The organism is Flavobacterium sp. 5, assembly GCF_002813295.1.
Taxonomy (GTDB): Bacteria; Bacteroidota; Bacteroidia; order Flavobacteriales; family Flavobacteriaceae; genus Flavobacterium.
In genome coordinates, this window is sequence record NZ_PHUE01000001.1 from 693854 (window position 1) to 710970 (window position 17117).

The window sequence follows — 17117 nt, forward strand, 5'->3', positions numbered from 1 at the left end:
ACTTAATCTTTAAAAAAATAAGAAGACTGAAAACCACTCAATCTTCTTATTTTACATTACTAACCCAAAACTTATTAATAAATATTTATATTATCTACTTATGGTAGATTGTATGAAAGCTATATCCTCAATACTTCCAAAAGCTGAATTCATCTCAACATTTAAGAATTTTAAAAATACAATGAAATCTCAATGAAGTATCTGAATTATCAAATACAGGAACTTGCATTTTAATAGTAGAAATTCCACAGAAACATCAACCAATATAATACCCAATAAAACCTCCACTAGAAAGCTTCTAACACTTTCTATAATTTCTTTTGCAGCATCGAAATTTTCAAAAACAAAGGAGGTTAAAGGGATTAAAAATACTTTTTAACATTTGTAGTATTAAAAAAGTATATTTTCATATTAGATACTATTTATTTTTTAACAGCAAATGAAATCGTAATTCTTTACTTAAAAAATTAAAATTATCGCAATTTCATTTGCTGCTATTTATTATTCTTAACTATCACACTAATTTATTTTTTAATAAATTTATTTCTATGACAATCTTGTTTTTAATATCCAGGATTTTGCTTCCAATTTCCATTAGAAAACTGAATCTCTTCTAAAGGAATTGGAAATAACTCGTGTTTACCAACAACAAAACCACTGATTGCAGCTGCCGCTTTTCCTGTTCTAACCAAATCAAAAAATCGTAAACCTTCTCCAACAAATTCAACTCTTCTTTCTTTCCAGATAGCATCTGTCAATCCTGAACCTGTAGCAGATATTCTATGACTTGTATTACCAAAAGCTCGGTCTCTTACTTGATTTAAATATCCTAATGCTTTAGCATCATCTAAACCTCCACGATTAAGTGCTTCGGCTGCCATCAATAAAACATCAGCATAACGAATAGCTCTATAATTATTAGGATTGGTTAATTTTAAATCATTGGAAGCTTCATTACGCCTTGTTCTTGGTAAGTATTTTTGACTAAAGTAACCTGTATCTTCATTTCCTTTACTATAGGTAACTGGATGTCCAGGTGTACTATTTGCTGTTGCCCAAGCAGCAATATCAAGCACGGAGACATCTCTTCTTAAATCTCCAATTTCAAATGCGTCATGAGTTTCTTTGGTTGGTACATTGAAACTCCATCCTGAAGAATATTTAGGCCCTACATAATCTCTAACGCCGCTAAAGCCAACTGCTATATTTCCTTCACTACATTGTTTACAAACATAACTTGCACCTTCGATATCTGTATACTGCACTTCAAAAATAGATTCTGGTCCATTTTCACCTTCCATTTCAAAAATTGACCCATAATCAGTAACCAAAGAATATTTAGAAGACGCAATTACTTTTTCAAAAGCAATTGCAGCTTCAGGAAATTTATTATCATACAAATAAGCTTTTCCAAGTAAAGCAAGAGCTGCACCTTTCGTAACTTTCCCTTGTACTGAAGCGTCAGCTGATAAATTATCAGCTGCATAAATCAAATCTGACTCTATAGAAGCATATACCTCAGCGACAGAAGAACGTGGTATCTTTGTTTCATCACCTGGAGCAAATCTTTTATCTCCATTTAGTGGAATACCACCAAACCATTTTACCAATTCAAAATGATAATAAGCTCTAAGAAAACGAGCTTCAGCAATAATCTGATTCTTACCCTCAAAATCAGTTTTATCTTTAAACTCTAAAATATAATTTGCCCTTTGAACACCTGCAAACATCCAATCCCAAGTGTTTTTAATATTTTCATTCACCGGAGTGTGTATCATATCATCAATTTGTTGCCAACCGGCAACATCGGTAGCATCTCCACCTCCTGCTAAAGTATTATCCGAAGCAAATTCCCCCATGATAACATTATTATATGTCGTTTGAAGCAAGTCATAAGCTCCAACTAAAGCATTTTGATAATCCTCTTTAGAATTGAAATAACTCTCCGAATCTATCGAATATTGAATAGGACGTTCTATAAAATTATCGCTGCATGAAACAAAAATAGCAGAGAAAAGTGCCATACTTGTTACTGTAATAAATATATATTTTTTCATTTTTTACTGATTAAAAATTAACGTTTAAACCAAACAAATACGTTTTAGGAATTGGATAAAAACCATTATCAATTCCTCCACCAATTGGTGCTCCGTTAGATGCACCTGGATCATAGCCTTTGTATTTTGTAAAAGTATATAGGTTATTAACCCCCATATAAACCCTAAATTTAGTTATACCTACTTTCTTAAAATAGTCAGGATCTACTGAATATCCTAGTTGTACATTTTGAATACGTATATAAGAAGCATCCTCAACAAAATAATCCGAAAGCACATTGTTTGTAGTTGCATCTGTAGTTACTCTTGGAACTGTATTGCTTGTTCCTGCACCATGCCATCTGTCTAGTATGTAATCCAAATGATTAACATCAGTTAATACTTTTTCATAATTTCTTATCATCTCATTTCCTATAGAAGCAAAAGTATAAGCTACAAAATCAAAGTGCTTATAATCTAATTGTAGATTAAAACCCATAGTTGCTGCTGGAATTGGATTACCAATATCTGTTCTGTCAAAATTATTGATTACACCATTTCCGTCAACGTCAACATAACGAATATCCCCAGGCTTAGCCTCGGCACCTAATGCTATTTGAGAAGGAGCTGCGTCAACTTCTGCTTGATTTTGAAAAATACCATTGGTTTTGTAACCAAAGAAATACCCCAACGGTTTCCCTTCTTCCATTCTAGATGGCGGAGATTGTCCTGTACTAAACGATCCGCCTTCAATATAATGAGTACCATTCTTTACTTCTGTTACTACATTTTTAATAAAAGTTACATTATATCCTAAACTCAAAGAAAGTTTATTGGAAAAAGTTTTACTATAATCGATTGCAAATTCAACACCTGTATTTTTTACTGATCCAGCATTCATGGTTGGAGGGCTTGCACCTGGAGCCGATACCCCAAGAATACCAGAAACTGGAATCCATGCAATCAACAAATCTTTTCTATTATCAATAAAATAATCAGCAACAATATTGATTTTGTTTTGAAACATTTTAATATCCAAACCAACGTCAAATTTTTTCGCTTCTTCCCATTTCAAGTTTGGATTTGGGATCTGTCCTGTTGCTTTACCGAAAACAATAGCATCCTTATCAGTAGCATTACTATAAACATAAGCAGCTTCACCACTTAATTGAGAAACATAACCATTAGGAGGAATTTGATCGTTCCCGAGAACTCCATAACTTCCTCTCAGTTTCAAGAAATTTACTGTGCCTTCATTCCCACCAAAGAAGTTTTCATCAGAAATAACCCATCCAGCAGTCATCGAAGGGAAATACGCTACTCTATTATTAGGACCAAATCTTGTTGAAGAATCACGTCTTAACATAGCAGAAAAAAGATATTTACCTTTGAAATCATATTGAGCTCTTGCAAAATAAGACAATCTTCTTTCATCAAAATATTCTGTTCTATTCGGAGGTGTTTTAGGAAATCCATTAGCCAAACTAATATCTGCGTACTCCCATGAATTATAAGGAACATCAAAACCAGTAGCAAACAATTTATTACCATAGTCTTTAAAAACTGTTGTACCTAAAGTTCCTACTATATTATGTTCACCTACTTTTTTAGCATATGTACCATATAGATCCAAAGAATAATTATATGCGAATTCTGCACCTTGAGTAACAGAACTTCTTTTTACATCAAAAACTTTTCCTCCATAATCAACTATTTTTCCAAATACTCTACTTTGTATACTTTGAGTATTAAAACCTAGTGACCCAGACATTGTAAATGCATCAGTTACCTTATAATCCAATCCAATATTTCCATTAAATTTTCTCAACTCATTACTATTGTAAGTATTATCAATCTGTGCTAATGGATTGATAATTTCTGCACCAAATCCCGCTGCAGGTACCAAAGTATAATTTCCGTTACTATCGTAAGGACTTTGTGTAGGAGCAACATTCAAAGCATTAAATAAAGCAGTACCTAATCCACCACCGTCATCATTTAAAGTTTTTCTAGTTTGAAAAGTATAAATTACATTAGTTTTCAACTTTAAGCGATCGGATACATCTGCTCCAAGAGAAATACGTCCTGAGTTTCTCAAAAAACCAGATTTATCACCTCCAACTATACCTTTTTGATCCACATGAGAAGCACTTACTGCATAAGTAATTTTTTCAGATCCACCACTTATTGATAAATCATAATTAATGATTGGTGCTGGATTAAAAATTTCTTTTTGCCAATTAGTTCCTTCTCCTAATTCAGAAACATTTGGATAAGGCAAAGGTTTACCACTAAAAGAATAACTTTCGTTTAATAGATTTGCATACTGAGTTGCATTTAATGTTGGTAAATTTCTACTAGCGACTTGAATACCTGTTGAAGAGTTAAAAGAAATTCTTGCTTTAGAATTTTTCTTACCCATTTTGGTAGTTACAAGAATAATTCCATTAGCTCCTATTGTACCGTAAATAGCAGCCTGAGCATCTTTTAAAACGGTAAGTGATTCAATATCATTCGGACTTAAAGTACTTAAATCTCCTATATATCCATCAATGATGGCAGTTGGTTTATTTTCTCCATTAGTTGAAATACCACGAATACGAACGCTGATGTCGGCACCTGGTGCTCCACCTATTGTCGTAACATTTACTCCAGATACAGTTCCTTGTAATGCTTGTTCAATTTTTACAGGTCTTAGTGTTTCAATTGTTTTACTACTTACCACACTTACAGCACCAGTAAGTTGCTTTTTCTTTACACTTCCGTAACCAATAACAACAACTTCACTCAAAGCTTTCGGTTCGTCCTGCAAGTTGATTACTATATTTGAATCACCTTCATTAACAATATACTCTATTGATTTATAACCTACATATGTAAAGACAAGAGTGGTTCCTGTGGATACTTCTTTAAAAGAAAACTTTCCATCAAAACCAGTGACTTCAGTGGAACCTGATTTTTTGTCCGTAACGTTTACACCATACAAGGGTAAACCTGAACTTTGTTCTTTTACTGTTCCCACAAATCCCTTCTTTTGGGCAAAACCAAAAGCAGAAAAAAGCAAAAAGATAATTAATAAATGATTTAACTTCATAATTTATAAGTTTTAGTTAGTGAATTGCAAACATATTGGGAAGACTTGAAGAAAACGCAAAATGAACCACAACAAAAAACATACAATTCAAAAAAAAACACAATTAATTATCAATACCGCACAGAGGCCTTATAAATCAAGAATTTAAATCTCTTAAATACGAATATAAAAAACACAACAATACATCAATGTTGTGGTAATGTATGGGCGATTTAAAAAAAATAAGGACAACCTATACCTCGACAATATACTCGTAACTACTTGTTCATCTGATAAATCCATCTTTTCACGCAAACGATATCTTTTTCTCTCAATACTTGACAAACAAATATTAAACAAAGGAAATGGTTCCTTAAAAAAAGTAATAATTATGAGTTAAATACATCGCTAAAATCACTTAACATTTAGCCTGGCAGAATAGAATTGATCCTTTTATAAAGCAATTATCCACCTTATCAAAATCTTTAAAATAATATTCAATATTATTTTAAATAATTTCACTAATTAAGTTTATCGCAAGCGATATACACCACATAATACATGACTTTTGATCTAAAAATATCAAATGCTATTGATTTCAATTCGCGAATCATCTTAAGTTATTATCAAGACATTGCTAATTCTATCGTTTTTTAAAATCAGATTATTTGAAATCCAAATATGCAGCAACACTTTGAAATTCGAATAATCATTAATTTACAATCTAAAAACAAATAGAATACTCGTGTGGTATAACTTTACATTAGTATTATTGGGAGTAATAATTTCGAATGCATTTACTTTGGAATCATAAATACAAAAACTATTTATGATTTTTATAAATCCAATTATTTCCATTAAAAAAGGATAGAACTAACTTTTTGAACCATTGGCTCATAAAGTCATTAATTAAAAGTAAAAAGACATTGGTTTTATGATTGTCAAATCAATCAATTTTGATAAATAACCTTATATAAATTTGAGATCTACTTTATAATTTAAAGAAGTTCTTTAGAAAAAATTATTATAAGTATAAAAATTAAGGCAAGTATTTTCTTTTCAAAAATAGATTCTATTTAAAAAGCTAAATCAAAGAATCTGAGTCACCTATGGGTATTTCTAAAAAAATCAGCCCATATGTATAAATATTAAATTCCGCTATAGCAATTTATTTTATTATCATTACTACTATTTTGATTAGTCTAAATCACAACTAGCAAGTTCTATAAATGATGCTAAACTAATTATTTTATAACCATGAATACATCGAAGCCAAAAAAGTGGAGTTTCTAAAAATTTTATTTAAACTGTTTTTTTGTAATACCGTAGCTCTTTTGGGTTGATCTTACAGTCTTCCAAAACTCATTGTTTTGTAGAATCTATTTAATATTCTAATTTTAAATAGTATAAACTACAGCATATCATGCACTTCTCTACTAAATATTCGATACTAAAAGAAAAATAAAAAGTGAAAGAAAAAGAAAAATTAAGAATAAATTAAATTTTAGATATATAGATTTCATAATAAATTAATTTTATAAGTTAAATTTTTACTTCCAAAATCACAACTATGAATTGAAGTTCTAACTAAAGAAAATCCTATTCCCTTTTTAATTATTAAAATTTAAGACTATAATTATTTGGGGAAAATGAGTTTTAAAGTTTATCCCATTACTAGGAGTTAAAACTTCTTTAAAGATTACTCATTTTTTATAATATTTTGCAAAAACAAGAATAACAATCTGATTATAAAATTATGGAAGAGAAAGCTGTTTTAGTGTATTTTGAGTAATAATGCGAATCAAAAGGTTAAATTTTCCACTTTCGATTCGCATTAATTACAAAATGTTTAATAATTTATATTTTTTAAGAAACCATTGTTAGGACATTTGTACGAGTTGTTTTTGCTTTTTTACTAAAAAAGCATTTCTCTTAAAACATCAAATACGGTAATCCTAGTAGAAAGAACCAATATCTTTTTTCTACATCAAAATAATATTCTAAAAAAAAACATTTATTTCATTGATAACTCACTGTTAATAAATCTTTAACCAGTTTAAATGTAACGATCCTTTGTTTAGAAAAATTCGAATTGTGTGTTTACCAGAATTTAGTTTTACTGGTACTTTAGCATTACTCCAAATAAAATCTTTCACAGTGTTTTTTAGTAAAAAGGTTGTTCCTAATTTACCATCTACTTCAATATTTATTTCAGAATCAACAAAACAAGAATATCTTAATTCAAGTGTAAAATCTTTGGTCCTATCTATATCAAACTGATATTCAACCCATTGTTTAGGCAAAAAATCATACAATTCTAAGGATTCATTTGGTGCATCTGTAGTAATTTTTACATGTGGACCATTTACCCAACTACCATTACCTCCATCAGCAATGCTAATAGAGCTATAATGTTCCGCTTCTACAAGTTGTTGCTCAACATAGTATGCACTTTTATCTTGAGTAGACATTTGTACAAATATTTTTCCAAGATCTGTTAATTTTACTTCAGGTGTATTTGTTAAAAGTGCCATGTATGGGAATGCATCTATATTTGATACTCTCGGAGTAAACCATGCATATCTAAAAACATCAGGGTCACTTTCTAAGTAATTTATTACATCTGAAAGGTGTTTTTGTTGACCTTCGGGTGCAAAAGTGTTTTTGTTTAAACCGTCCCATGCACAAAATTCTGTTAACCAAATTGGTTTTCCATATTTTTTAAAAAGTTGAACATAGGATTTAACAGAAGCTGCATTTGGCATATAACAGTGTATTGAAATACCATCAATATCACTTAAAGGCACAAGTGCAAAAAATTCATCCAACCATTTAACAGGATTACTATAGTTTGCTAATGTTCCATAATTCATAGCAGGAGAAATTACTTTTAAACCTAATTCATCTGCAATTGATTTAACATCACCCCATTTTGCAGCAGCTTGTTGAGGTGTCATATTAGCCTGATCAGTTAAGTTTGGTTCATTAAAAGCAAGTAAGTATTTACACTTTGGATGGTCTTTCACATAAGAACGTAAAGCATCTTTATTGATTCCATTCCATGCCATAGGGCAAAAATCTATATCATTTTTTGCGACAGCATCATCAAAAGCAATATTTTGGGAAATACCCCAATTATATGACCACGACATGCCTTTTCCTAAAAGATTTACATCATTAATATTTTGGTAGTTAAAACCTCCTCCTCTTTTTGTACTACGCTTTTGAAAGACTTCTTGTTTTGGAGTATAGTTATCAGTAGAATTATCTTCAGAGTCTGATTTAGAGCAACTACAAAACAAAGATACCGTAGCCAGACAAATTAATTTTAGATTGAATAATTTCATTTTTGCTTTTATTTTATTTGAAATTTACTGTAGCTGATATACTCTAACGTAGTCTACTTGATACAAAACTGGATTATTAAATATAGTGTCATCAATACCTTGTATTCCTCCCCAGTTACCACCAATAGCAAAATTAAGGATAAAGAAAAAGTTTTTATTAAATGGCCAGTCACCAGAATCTTGTAACGGTGGAGTTTCACCAAATGTTGTAGTTTCAACACCGTCAATAGAAATGTGGATTCTATCAAAACCTAATAATTCGTCTTTAACCCATTCCATTGTAATAATATGGAAATCATTAGCTACATTTTCTGCTAATTCCTGAGTTCCTTTAAAATTTTGGCCATTCATACCGTTTTTATTTTTTGTATGAAGTGCGCAATGAATCGCTTTAGGTTGATAACCTACATGTTCCATAATATCTATCTCACCAGCACTAGGCCAAGATCCATAACCAAGCATCCAAAATGCTGGCCATGTACCTTTACCACTAGGTACTTTTAAACGAGCTTCAATTTTACCATAAGCAAAATCTTTTTTATTCGCAGACTTTATACGTGCAGAAGTGTATGCACTACCTTCATAATTTTCTTTTCGAGCTTCTATGGTTAAAAAACCATTTTCAACACGAATATTTTCAGGTCTGTTCGTATAATATTGTTTTTCATTATTTCCCCAACCGTTACCTCCGGTTTCGTAAGCCCAGTTATCAGTATTTAATGTATTTCCATCAAATTCATCAGACCAAACTAATTTATAAGTTCTTTGAGCTACTGTTACTGTACATTGAGCAGTATGAGTTCCAAGCGTAGCTGTAATTATAGCAGTTCCACTTTGCTGAGCAGTTACAATACCATTAAAAACTGTTGCTACTACTTTGTTACTTGTACTCCAAACCAGCGTTTCATTAGTAGATGGAGCTTTTGTAACAGTTAAAGTTTCATTTTCTCCAACATCCATTTTTAATTCACTGTTGTTCAATTCTAATTTTACATCAGAAACAATAGGGTTGTCGTTATCTGAAGAATTGCTTGAACAAGAATAAAAAGCAAATTGTAGTAAGATTATTAAAAATAAATATTTGTGTCGCATTTGTATTTGGGGTTGAATTAAAAAAGTGCTTTTAAATTATTATGGGGAACATGTTATGTTCCCCATAATATATTTATAGATTTATTTTGCTTTTTTGTAATAAAAAATAGCATCTAAATCAATAGTAGTACCTGCTGTACCACCCCCTAAAACTGCAAGGATATTTTTCTTCACTAATGGTTTATCAAAAAACAATCCTAATTCATTTAATTTAGTTACAGGAACTTCTATACTATTCCATTTACCGTCAGTTGTAATTGTTGCAAAAGAAGGATAAGTAGTACCATTATCAACAAAATCTCCACCGATAGAAAATTTCCCATCTGCATTTCCATCATTTACAATAATTGCAATTGGACGACCCGTTTGACTTGTTTTATATCCAATATGCAAGTAATAATCTCCAGGATTATCAAACAAATCAGTCATATCAACAGGGCCAAAATCAGCATTAGTATTCCATCCTGCACCAGACCATCCAACAGTACCTACAACTAAACTTACCCAGCCTTGGCTTAATCCGTAAAAATTAGTTCCTGCAGGAGTACCAGCAGATAAAGTATTTTCCCAAATATATAGATTTTTATTAACATCATCTGGACGTAAATCAGCAGTAACCTTACTTTGAATACTAGCAAAAGAAACATCGTCTAATTGTAAAACAAAGTAATTACTACCTGATAATGAAGGATCAGTAACAACAACATCTTCTCCAGTAACAGTAACTACACAAGTAGCTGTAAAAGTACCGATAGCAGCTACAATTGAAGCTGTTCCTTTTTTAACTGCAGTAACAACACCACTATTATTAACGCTTGCAACTGTTGCATCTGAAGAGCTCCAAGAAACGTTACCAGTAGCACCTGCTGGTGCTAATGTAGCTCCCAAAGTAGCTGTTGCTCCTTCTTTTAAACTTAAGGTTGTTTTATCTAATGAAACTCCTGTTACAGTAATAACATTGCTTCCTCCATTGCCATTATCGTTTCCACCATCATCACTACTACTACAGCCTGTTGTTTGTAGTGTTATAACAGCACATAATAAAGTAAATAATAAAAATTTGATTTTAGTCATGATTTTAATTTTTTTAATTGGTTAATTATTAATTAAGTAATTGAGTTTGTATGTAACTCGGTAATCTCGGAATTGCTTATTGTATAAGAGGCCTCTTAAACAATACAATAACCTACTCAAACAATTAATGATTTATTATTTTAGTAGTTTTTGCAACTCCGTTTGCTTTAATTTTTAATGTATATCTAGATTTACAGAATTTGCTTTTATTAAACTTCATCCCACTAATATCAAAGTTTTGATATAGTAATAATTTGAAACTAGTTTAAAAGAGATCTGATTTTTTTTGCTTCTATTAAATTTCAACTATTAATAATGAAATATAAATACAGCGTCATTTCATCTTCATTAACCTAAAGGTTTATAAAGACTATAAAATGATATTAGTACAAAAAATTGCTTGGTGATTTGGTTTCATATTTATGTTTTTTAGTATGTGGTAAAACTATATGTAACGATTAACAATTAATCAAAACAAACCACAACAAAAAACATACAAAACAAAAAAAAAGCTGTTTTTTTTACCATATTCTTCAAAAACCCCTTGTTTAACTAATAATTAAGAAGTGGTTTTTTTTGTATTTTTTTTGAAGAAATATGATAAAAAACAGCTATGTTGTGGTAATGTATAGGAAAATGATATGCGTAAGAAGTGAACTATACAGCCAGAATATATTCTACTAGACCTTGTTCATGTGTTAAATCCATTTTTTTACGCAAACGATATCTTTTTATTTCTACGCTACGAACAGAAATATTCAATAATGGAGCCATTTCTTTAGAAGACAAATTTAATCTCAAGTAAGCACACAATCTTAAATCATTTGGAGTTAATGACGAATGAGCTTCTTTCATTTTTTTCAAGAAATCTTTATCGGTTTTATCAAAAGCCTCTTGAAAAACACTCCAAGAATCTTTACCACTAATATTTCTATTAATAGTAGAAATTACTGATTTGACACTTTTATTATCACTTTCGTTAGTATTTTTTAAATCTTCATGAATGTAAGCTAGTAATTCATTTTTACTATTTAGATTCATTGCAGAGGCCGCAAGTTCTTTATTAATAGCATCAACGTCTTGGGACAATTGTTCATTCTTAAGACGCATCATTTGATGCTCATTTTCTAATTCTTTAATTTCTAATAGTAAATTATTCTCCTCAATCAATTTTATTTCCTTTTTATGATAATAACTAACATATTGTTCGTGCATTAATTTAATTAAAATCAATCCTAGAACAAAATAAACTATAATAGCTAAAGTTGTGCCATACCATGGTTTTTGAATTGTGAAAGTATATACTACAGTATTATCAAGATTCGAGTTAGCATATTTAGCTCTTACTTTAAAAACATAATCACCTGCAGGCAAATTTTTAAAATTAACCGAAGATTTTACATTCCATTCACTCCAGCGATCCTGAAAACCTTCCAGCATATATTGATACTCTGCATTAATATATTTGTTGTATTCTGGAACCGTGTAATAAAAATTTATATTATTCTCGTCATTTTTAAAACTTCCTTTTTCATGAATTGAATTATTATGACTCGGCTCATTCAAAGCATTAGTTACTACACTAGATAGCAATACTTTATAATCCTTAAAAATCAAATCATTTATATTCATAGTATAAAACCCGTCGGTAGCTCCAAAGAAATAATTAGATGGAGATAATTGTTTAATATTCTCATATCCCAACATTGAATTACTCAATGAAACAGGAATTGGAATACTATTCTGTTTAAGCTGTTTACTTAATTTAGATGCTGAATAATAATTAATATAATTTTTAGAAAACAACCATATTCTGTTAGAACTATCTACAATCATCTTACCTGAAGTGTACTGGTCTTTATCAAAAACAGAGCTTAATAAGACATCTTTTTCAAATTGCTTAGTCTTATCATTTAATTTAAAAACCCCACCTTTATATGCATAATAAATTGAGTTATTAAATTTGACTAAACCAGCATTCTTACCTTTAGTTGGTTCTTTGTATATTGAATACTTTTTGATATTTTGAAGTTTACCATTAGTTTCTAATCTAAAAACTCCCTTGTATTCATGGCTAACATAAATCTCAAAATTATTAGTGATTTCAAGATATCTTGAGGAATATTCAAACCCATTGAGTTTATTTCTAAAACTCCATTCATTATTCTTTTTTTCCAAGACCGAAATACCATAATAGTTCCCTTGTAATAAAAGCTCATTATGACCTGGAACCCTAGTAAAATTCCATGTTCCAGATTTAGAAAAAATAAGATGAGCATTTCCATTATTGACCACAAATGTTCCGCTATGATGACCACAAAACAAGGTTCCATCATAAACAAACAGAGACCATACCTGTCCTTTTGTTCCCTTTACAAAAGTAAAATCCTCATCACTCTTAAAATCCTTGTAAAACAACCCTTGATTAGTTCCTACATACAATTTATCATTATAAAGCTGAGATGTATATACCGTTCCTAAAACCCCCGAATTATCAACAAAACTCTGTATCGGAGATTTTAAATTGATACAACTAATACCATTATCTAAACCAACCCATAAATTATTGTCAAAATCTTCAAATAAAGATAGCGCTGTATTATTACTCAAACCTTTTCTTTGTGTGATATGGAATTTTAATTTTCCTTCTTTACTTAAAATAAAAATTCCATTCGAAACAGTTCCAACAACAAAACCACCATCTGATAGAGTTTCACAACTATACACACTCCCTTCAGAAAACTCATTATCAATCTCTGTAGGGAATTTAGTTAATACATTTCCGGACAATTCATAAAAACCAGAACTTTGAGTCGATATCAATAATTTATCTTCTTTTGCAAAAACATTAACAATAAGATTATTCTTTAATATAGGATTATCAGAAACCAACCTAATCATACCAGCTTCAATCTCATATAACCCTTGATTAATAGGCTGATAATAAATAGAATTTGCAGTTTTAAAAGATTTAAAAATATAACCATTGGGAGAAATTATTTTAAAATCGCCTTTATTAACATCATAAATATAAATTCGGTGCGAAGATTGAAAAACTACCCAATGATCATAACTTAAAATATTCCAGAAATTTTCGTCATCTAAAAACTTCGACTGGACAAATTTACTAAGTGAATGATATTTTAATAATCCATCAGCTTTTCTTTTCCAAAAGCCAAATTCCATGTAACTTCCAGTATAAATTCTATCACCAATTACTTTAACAGACCTAATGATAGTTTCATTGGGAGAAGGATACAATTGCCAATAAGAACCATTAAATTCTAGAAGCCCCTCATTATTTGCAAAAAAAACAAATTGATTTTTATCTTGTGAAATCATCCAGTTTTGATTTCCTGCTCCATATAAATTTGGTGCATAATTTACAATTGGCGGTAAACATTGAGAAAAAACAGAAATAGATAGGAGAAAAAAAAGTGAGGTTAGTTTTGTTTTCATTTAGGCTTGTTTTTGGTTTGTTTTTGGTTTGGAGATTACAAATTTAAAACTAAAACTATTCAATAGATTAAAAAGCTATACATATTAACTATACAATTCTAAAAAACAACTTTCACCTATCAAAATGATTATTGAAGCTAAAATTTGTGATTCGTTCATCTCCAATTCTCAATTGGAAAATGATTACTTTTGTGGAAATTTATTTTTAGTATGTCAATTGATATTTCCAAACTCGATCCAAAGAAGAACATCATTATAAAAGGTGCACAAGTACATAATTTAAAAAATGTAGATGTGGCTATTCCTAGAAACAAACTTGTAGTTATTACAGGACTTTCTGGCTCTGGTAAATCCAGTTTAGCTTTCGATACTTTATATGCAGAAGGACAACGTCGGTATGTAGAGAGCTTATCTTCATACGCCAGACAATTCTTAGGCCGTTTAGACAAACCAAAAGTGGAATATATCAAAGGAATTGCGCCTGCAATTGCTATAGAGCAAAAGGTAAATACAACCAATGCCCGTTCTACAGTTGGTACATCCACCGAAATTTACGATTACATCAAGTTATTATTTGCCAGAATTGGTAGAACGTATTCACCAATTTCTGGAAAAGAAGTCAAAAAAAATACCGTTACTGATGTTGTTACTACTGTCAAAACCCTTGAAATTGATAGTAAATGGTTGCTCTTAGCTCCTATTCATCTCGAAGAAGGCAGACAATTGGAAGATAAATTAAAAGTATTATTACAACAAGGATTTGCAAGGATATTGGTAAATAATGAAATGGTTCGTTTGGATGACTTTACCACTACTGAACAGCATTCTTTAGATCATAAAGACATTTTACTTATTATTGATAGAATTATAGTTAAAGACGAAGAAGAGTTTTATAATAGACTATCAGATGCTGTACAAACAGCTTTTTTTGAAGGGAAAGGAATTTGTTATTTACAAGAATTAAATTCAGATAAAATACTTTCTTTTTCCAATAATTTTGAATTGGATGGTATTACTTTTCTAGAACCCAATGTACATTTATTTAGTTTCAACAACCCGTATGGAGCATGTCCTGCTTGTGAAGGATATGGAAATATCATAGGAATCGATAGTGAATTGGTTATTCCAAACACCTCTCTTTCTATCTTTGAAAACGCAATTTTTCCTTGGCGTGGCGAAAGTATGAGTTGGTTTCGTGACGAATTAGTAAATCATGCATACAAATTTGATTTTCCAATACATAAACCTTTCTTTCAACTTACTGAAGAGCAAAAAGATTTAATTTGGACAGGAAACAAGTATTTCCAAGGACTCAATAGTTTTTTTAAAGAACTTGAAGAAAAAAATTACAAGATTCAAAATAGAGTAATGCTTTCCCGTTATAGAGGAAAAACGAAATGTCATGTTTGCAAAGGAAAACGCTTGAGAAACGAAGCCTCTTATGTAAAGATAAATGATAAAACAGTTTCGGATTTAGTTGATTTACCTATTAAACATTTAGTTGAATTTTTCAAAAACATTGCGTTAGATGAATATGAAAAACAAATTGCAAAACGTTTATTAATCGAAATCAACAATCGACTATCGTTTTTATCCGAAGTTGGATTGAATTACCTGACATTAAATAGAAATTCATCAACTCTTTCTGGTGGAGAATCTCAACGTATCAACTTAGCTACTTCTTTAGGCAGTAGTCTTGTCGGATCCATGTATATTCTAGATGAACCGAGCATTGGATTACATCCAAAAGACACTGAGCGTTTAATAAAAGTTCTAATATCCTTAAGGGATTTAGGTAATACCGTGATTGTTGTCGAACACGATGAAGACATTATGAAAGCGGCCGACATGATTATTGATATAGGTCCGGAAGCTGGAACGCAAGGTGGAAATCTTGTCGCTCAGGGCACTTATGATGAAATATTGAAATCAAGTTCGCTAACCGCAAAATATTTGAATGGTGAGCTTGAAATCAGCGTTCCAAAGAAAAGACGAACATCAAAAAGTTTCATTGAAATAAAAGGAGCTAGAGAAAACAATCTACAAAATATAGATGTTACAGTTCCTCTTGATGTACTAACAGTTATTACAGGAGTTTCAGGTAGTGGAAAAAGTACACTCGTAAAGAAAATTCTTTTTCCTGCTATGCAGAAGAAGCTAGATAATGCAGGTGAAAAAGCAGGCCAATTTACTGAATTATCGGGTTCTTTTTCTCAAATAAAGCATATAGAATACGTAGATCAAAATCCTATTGGAAGAAGTTCAAGATCTAATCCTGTTACCTACATCAAAGCCTATGACGATATTCGGGAATTATATGCCAAAGAAAAACTTTCAAAAGTAAGAGGTTATCAAGCAAAACATTTTTCTTTTAATGTTGATGGAGGAAGATGTGAGACCTGTAAAGGTGAAGGTTCTATTAACGTAGAAATGGTTTTTATGGCCGATGTGCAACTACCATGTGAGACCTGTAATGGAAAACGTTTCAAAAAAGAAGTTCTAGAAGTAGCATTTGATGGCAAAAATATTCACGACATTTTAACAATGACTATTGACGATTCCATTATTTTCTTTGAAAAGAATAAACAAACAAAAATCACACAAAAACTGCAACCTCTACAAGATGTTGGCTTGGGCTATGTCCAATTAGGGCAATCCTCATCAACCCTATCAGGTGGTGAAGCACAACGTATCAAACTGGCTTCTTTTTTGGTCAAAGGAACAATAAAAGAAAAAGCTCTTTTTGTATTTGATGAACCTACAACCGGATTACATTTTCATGACATTAAAAAACTAATGGCTTCTTTTGATGCTCTAATAGAAAAAGGGCATTCAATATTAGTGATAGAACATAATCTTGATTTAATCAAATGTGCAGATTGGGTAATTGATCTTGGTCCTGAAGGAGGAGAAAACGGTGGATTATTACTCGCAGTAGGAACTCCAGAAGAAATTGTAAAAAACAAAAAATCAGTTACAGCAAAATATTTAAAAGAGAAACTATAAGTCAAAATTCAACTATTTACTTTTTTCTAA

General features: G+C 30.7%; 7 protein-coding genes. 1 reads left to right on the forward strand and 6 read right to left on the reverse strand.

Annotated elements, in window-relative coordinates; translation table 11 throughout:
- Positions 1 to 563: 563 nt before the first annotated feature.
- The 6 genes from CLU82_RS02850 to CLU82_RS02875 all read right to left on the reverse strand — a co-directional run bounded on the left by CLU82_RS02850 (position 564) and on the right by CLU82_RS02875 (position 14081).
- A complete protein-coding gene (locus CLU82_RS02850) occupies positions 564 to 2057 on the reverse strand; it encodes a RagB/SusD family nutrient uptake outer membrane protein (protein ID WP_100841665.1) in 1494 nt (497 codons plus the stop codon).
- A gap of 10 nt (positions 2058 to 2067) precedes the next feature.
- Positions 2068 to 5130 (reverse strand): TonB-dependent receptor, encoded by a 3063-nt coding sequence (locus tag CLU82_RS02855; protein WP_100841666.1) that lies wholly within the window; start codon positions 5128 to 5130, stop codon positions 2068 to 2070.
- A gap of 2015 nt (positions 5131 to 7145) precedes the next feature.
- The gene (locus CLU82_RS02860; RefSeq protein ID WP_100841667.1) at positions 7146 to 8456 is read right to left on the reverse strand and encodes a glycosyl hydrolase; all 1311 of its coding nucleotides are present in this window, start codon (positions 8454 to 8456) and stop codon (positions 7146 to 7148) included.
- 24 nt (positions 8457 to 8480) lie between these two features.
- Positions 8481 to 9548 carry a family 16 glycosylhydrolase gene (locus CLU82_RS02865; RefSeq protein ID WP_100841668.1) on the reverse strand — a complete coding sequence of 356 codons (1068 nt, stop codon included), beginning with the start codon at positions 9546 to 9548 and terminating at the stop codon, positions 8481 to 8483.
- Positions 9549 to 9629: 81 nt separating this feature from the next.
- A complete protein-coding gene (locus tag CLU82_RS02870; protein ID WP_100841669.1) occupies positions 9630 to 10622 on the reverse strand; it encodes an Ig-like domain-containing protein in 993 nt (330 codons plus the stop codon).
- Between the two features lie 657 nt (positions 10623 to 11279).
- Positions 11280 to 14081: a triple tyrosine motif-containing protein gene (locus tag CLU82_RS02875; protein ID WP_232735199.1), complete on the reverse strand. Its 2802-nt coding sequence runs from the start codon at positions 14079 to 14081 to the stop codon at positions 11280 to 11282.
- 210 nt (positions 14082 to 14291) lie between these two features.
- On the opposite strand from CLU82_RS02875, the gene uvrA reads away from it, so the two are divergent.
- Positions 14292 to 17087, forward strand: coding sequence for an excinuclease ABC subunit UvrA (uvrA, locus tag CLU82_RS02880; RefSeq protein ID WP_100841670.1), 2796 nt, complete (start codon positions 14292 to 14294; stop codon positions 17085 to 17087).
- Positions 17088 to 17117: the final 30 nt, after the last annotated feature.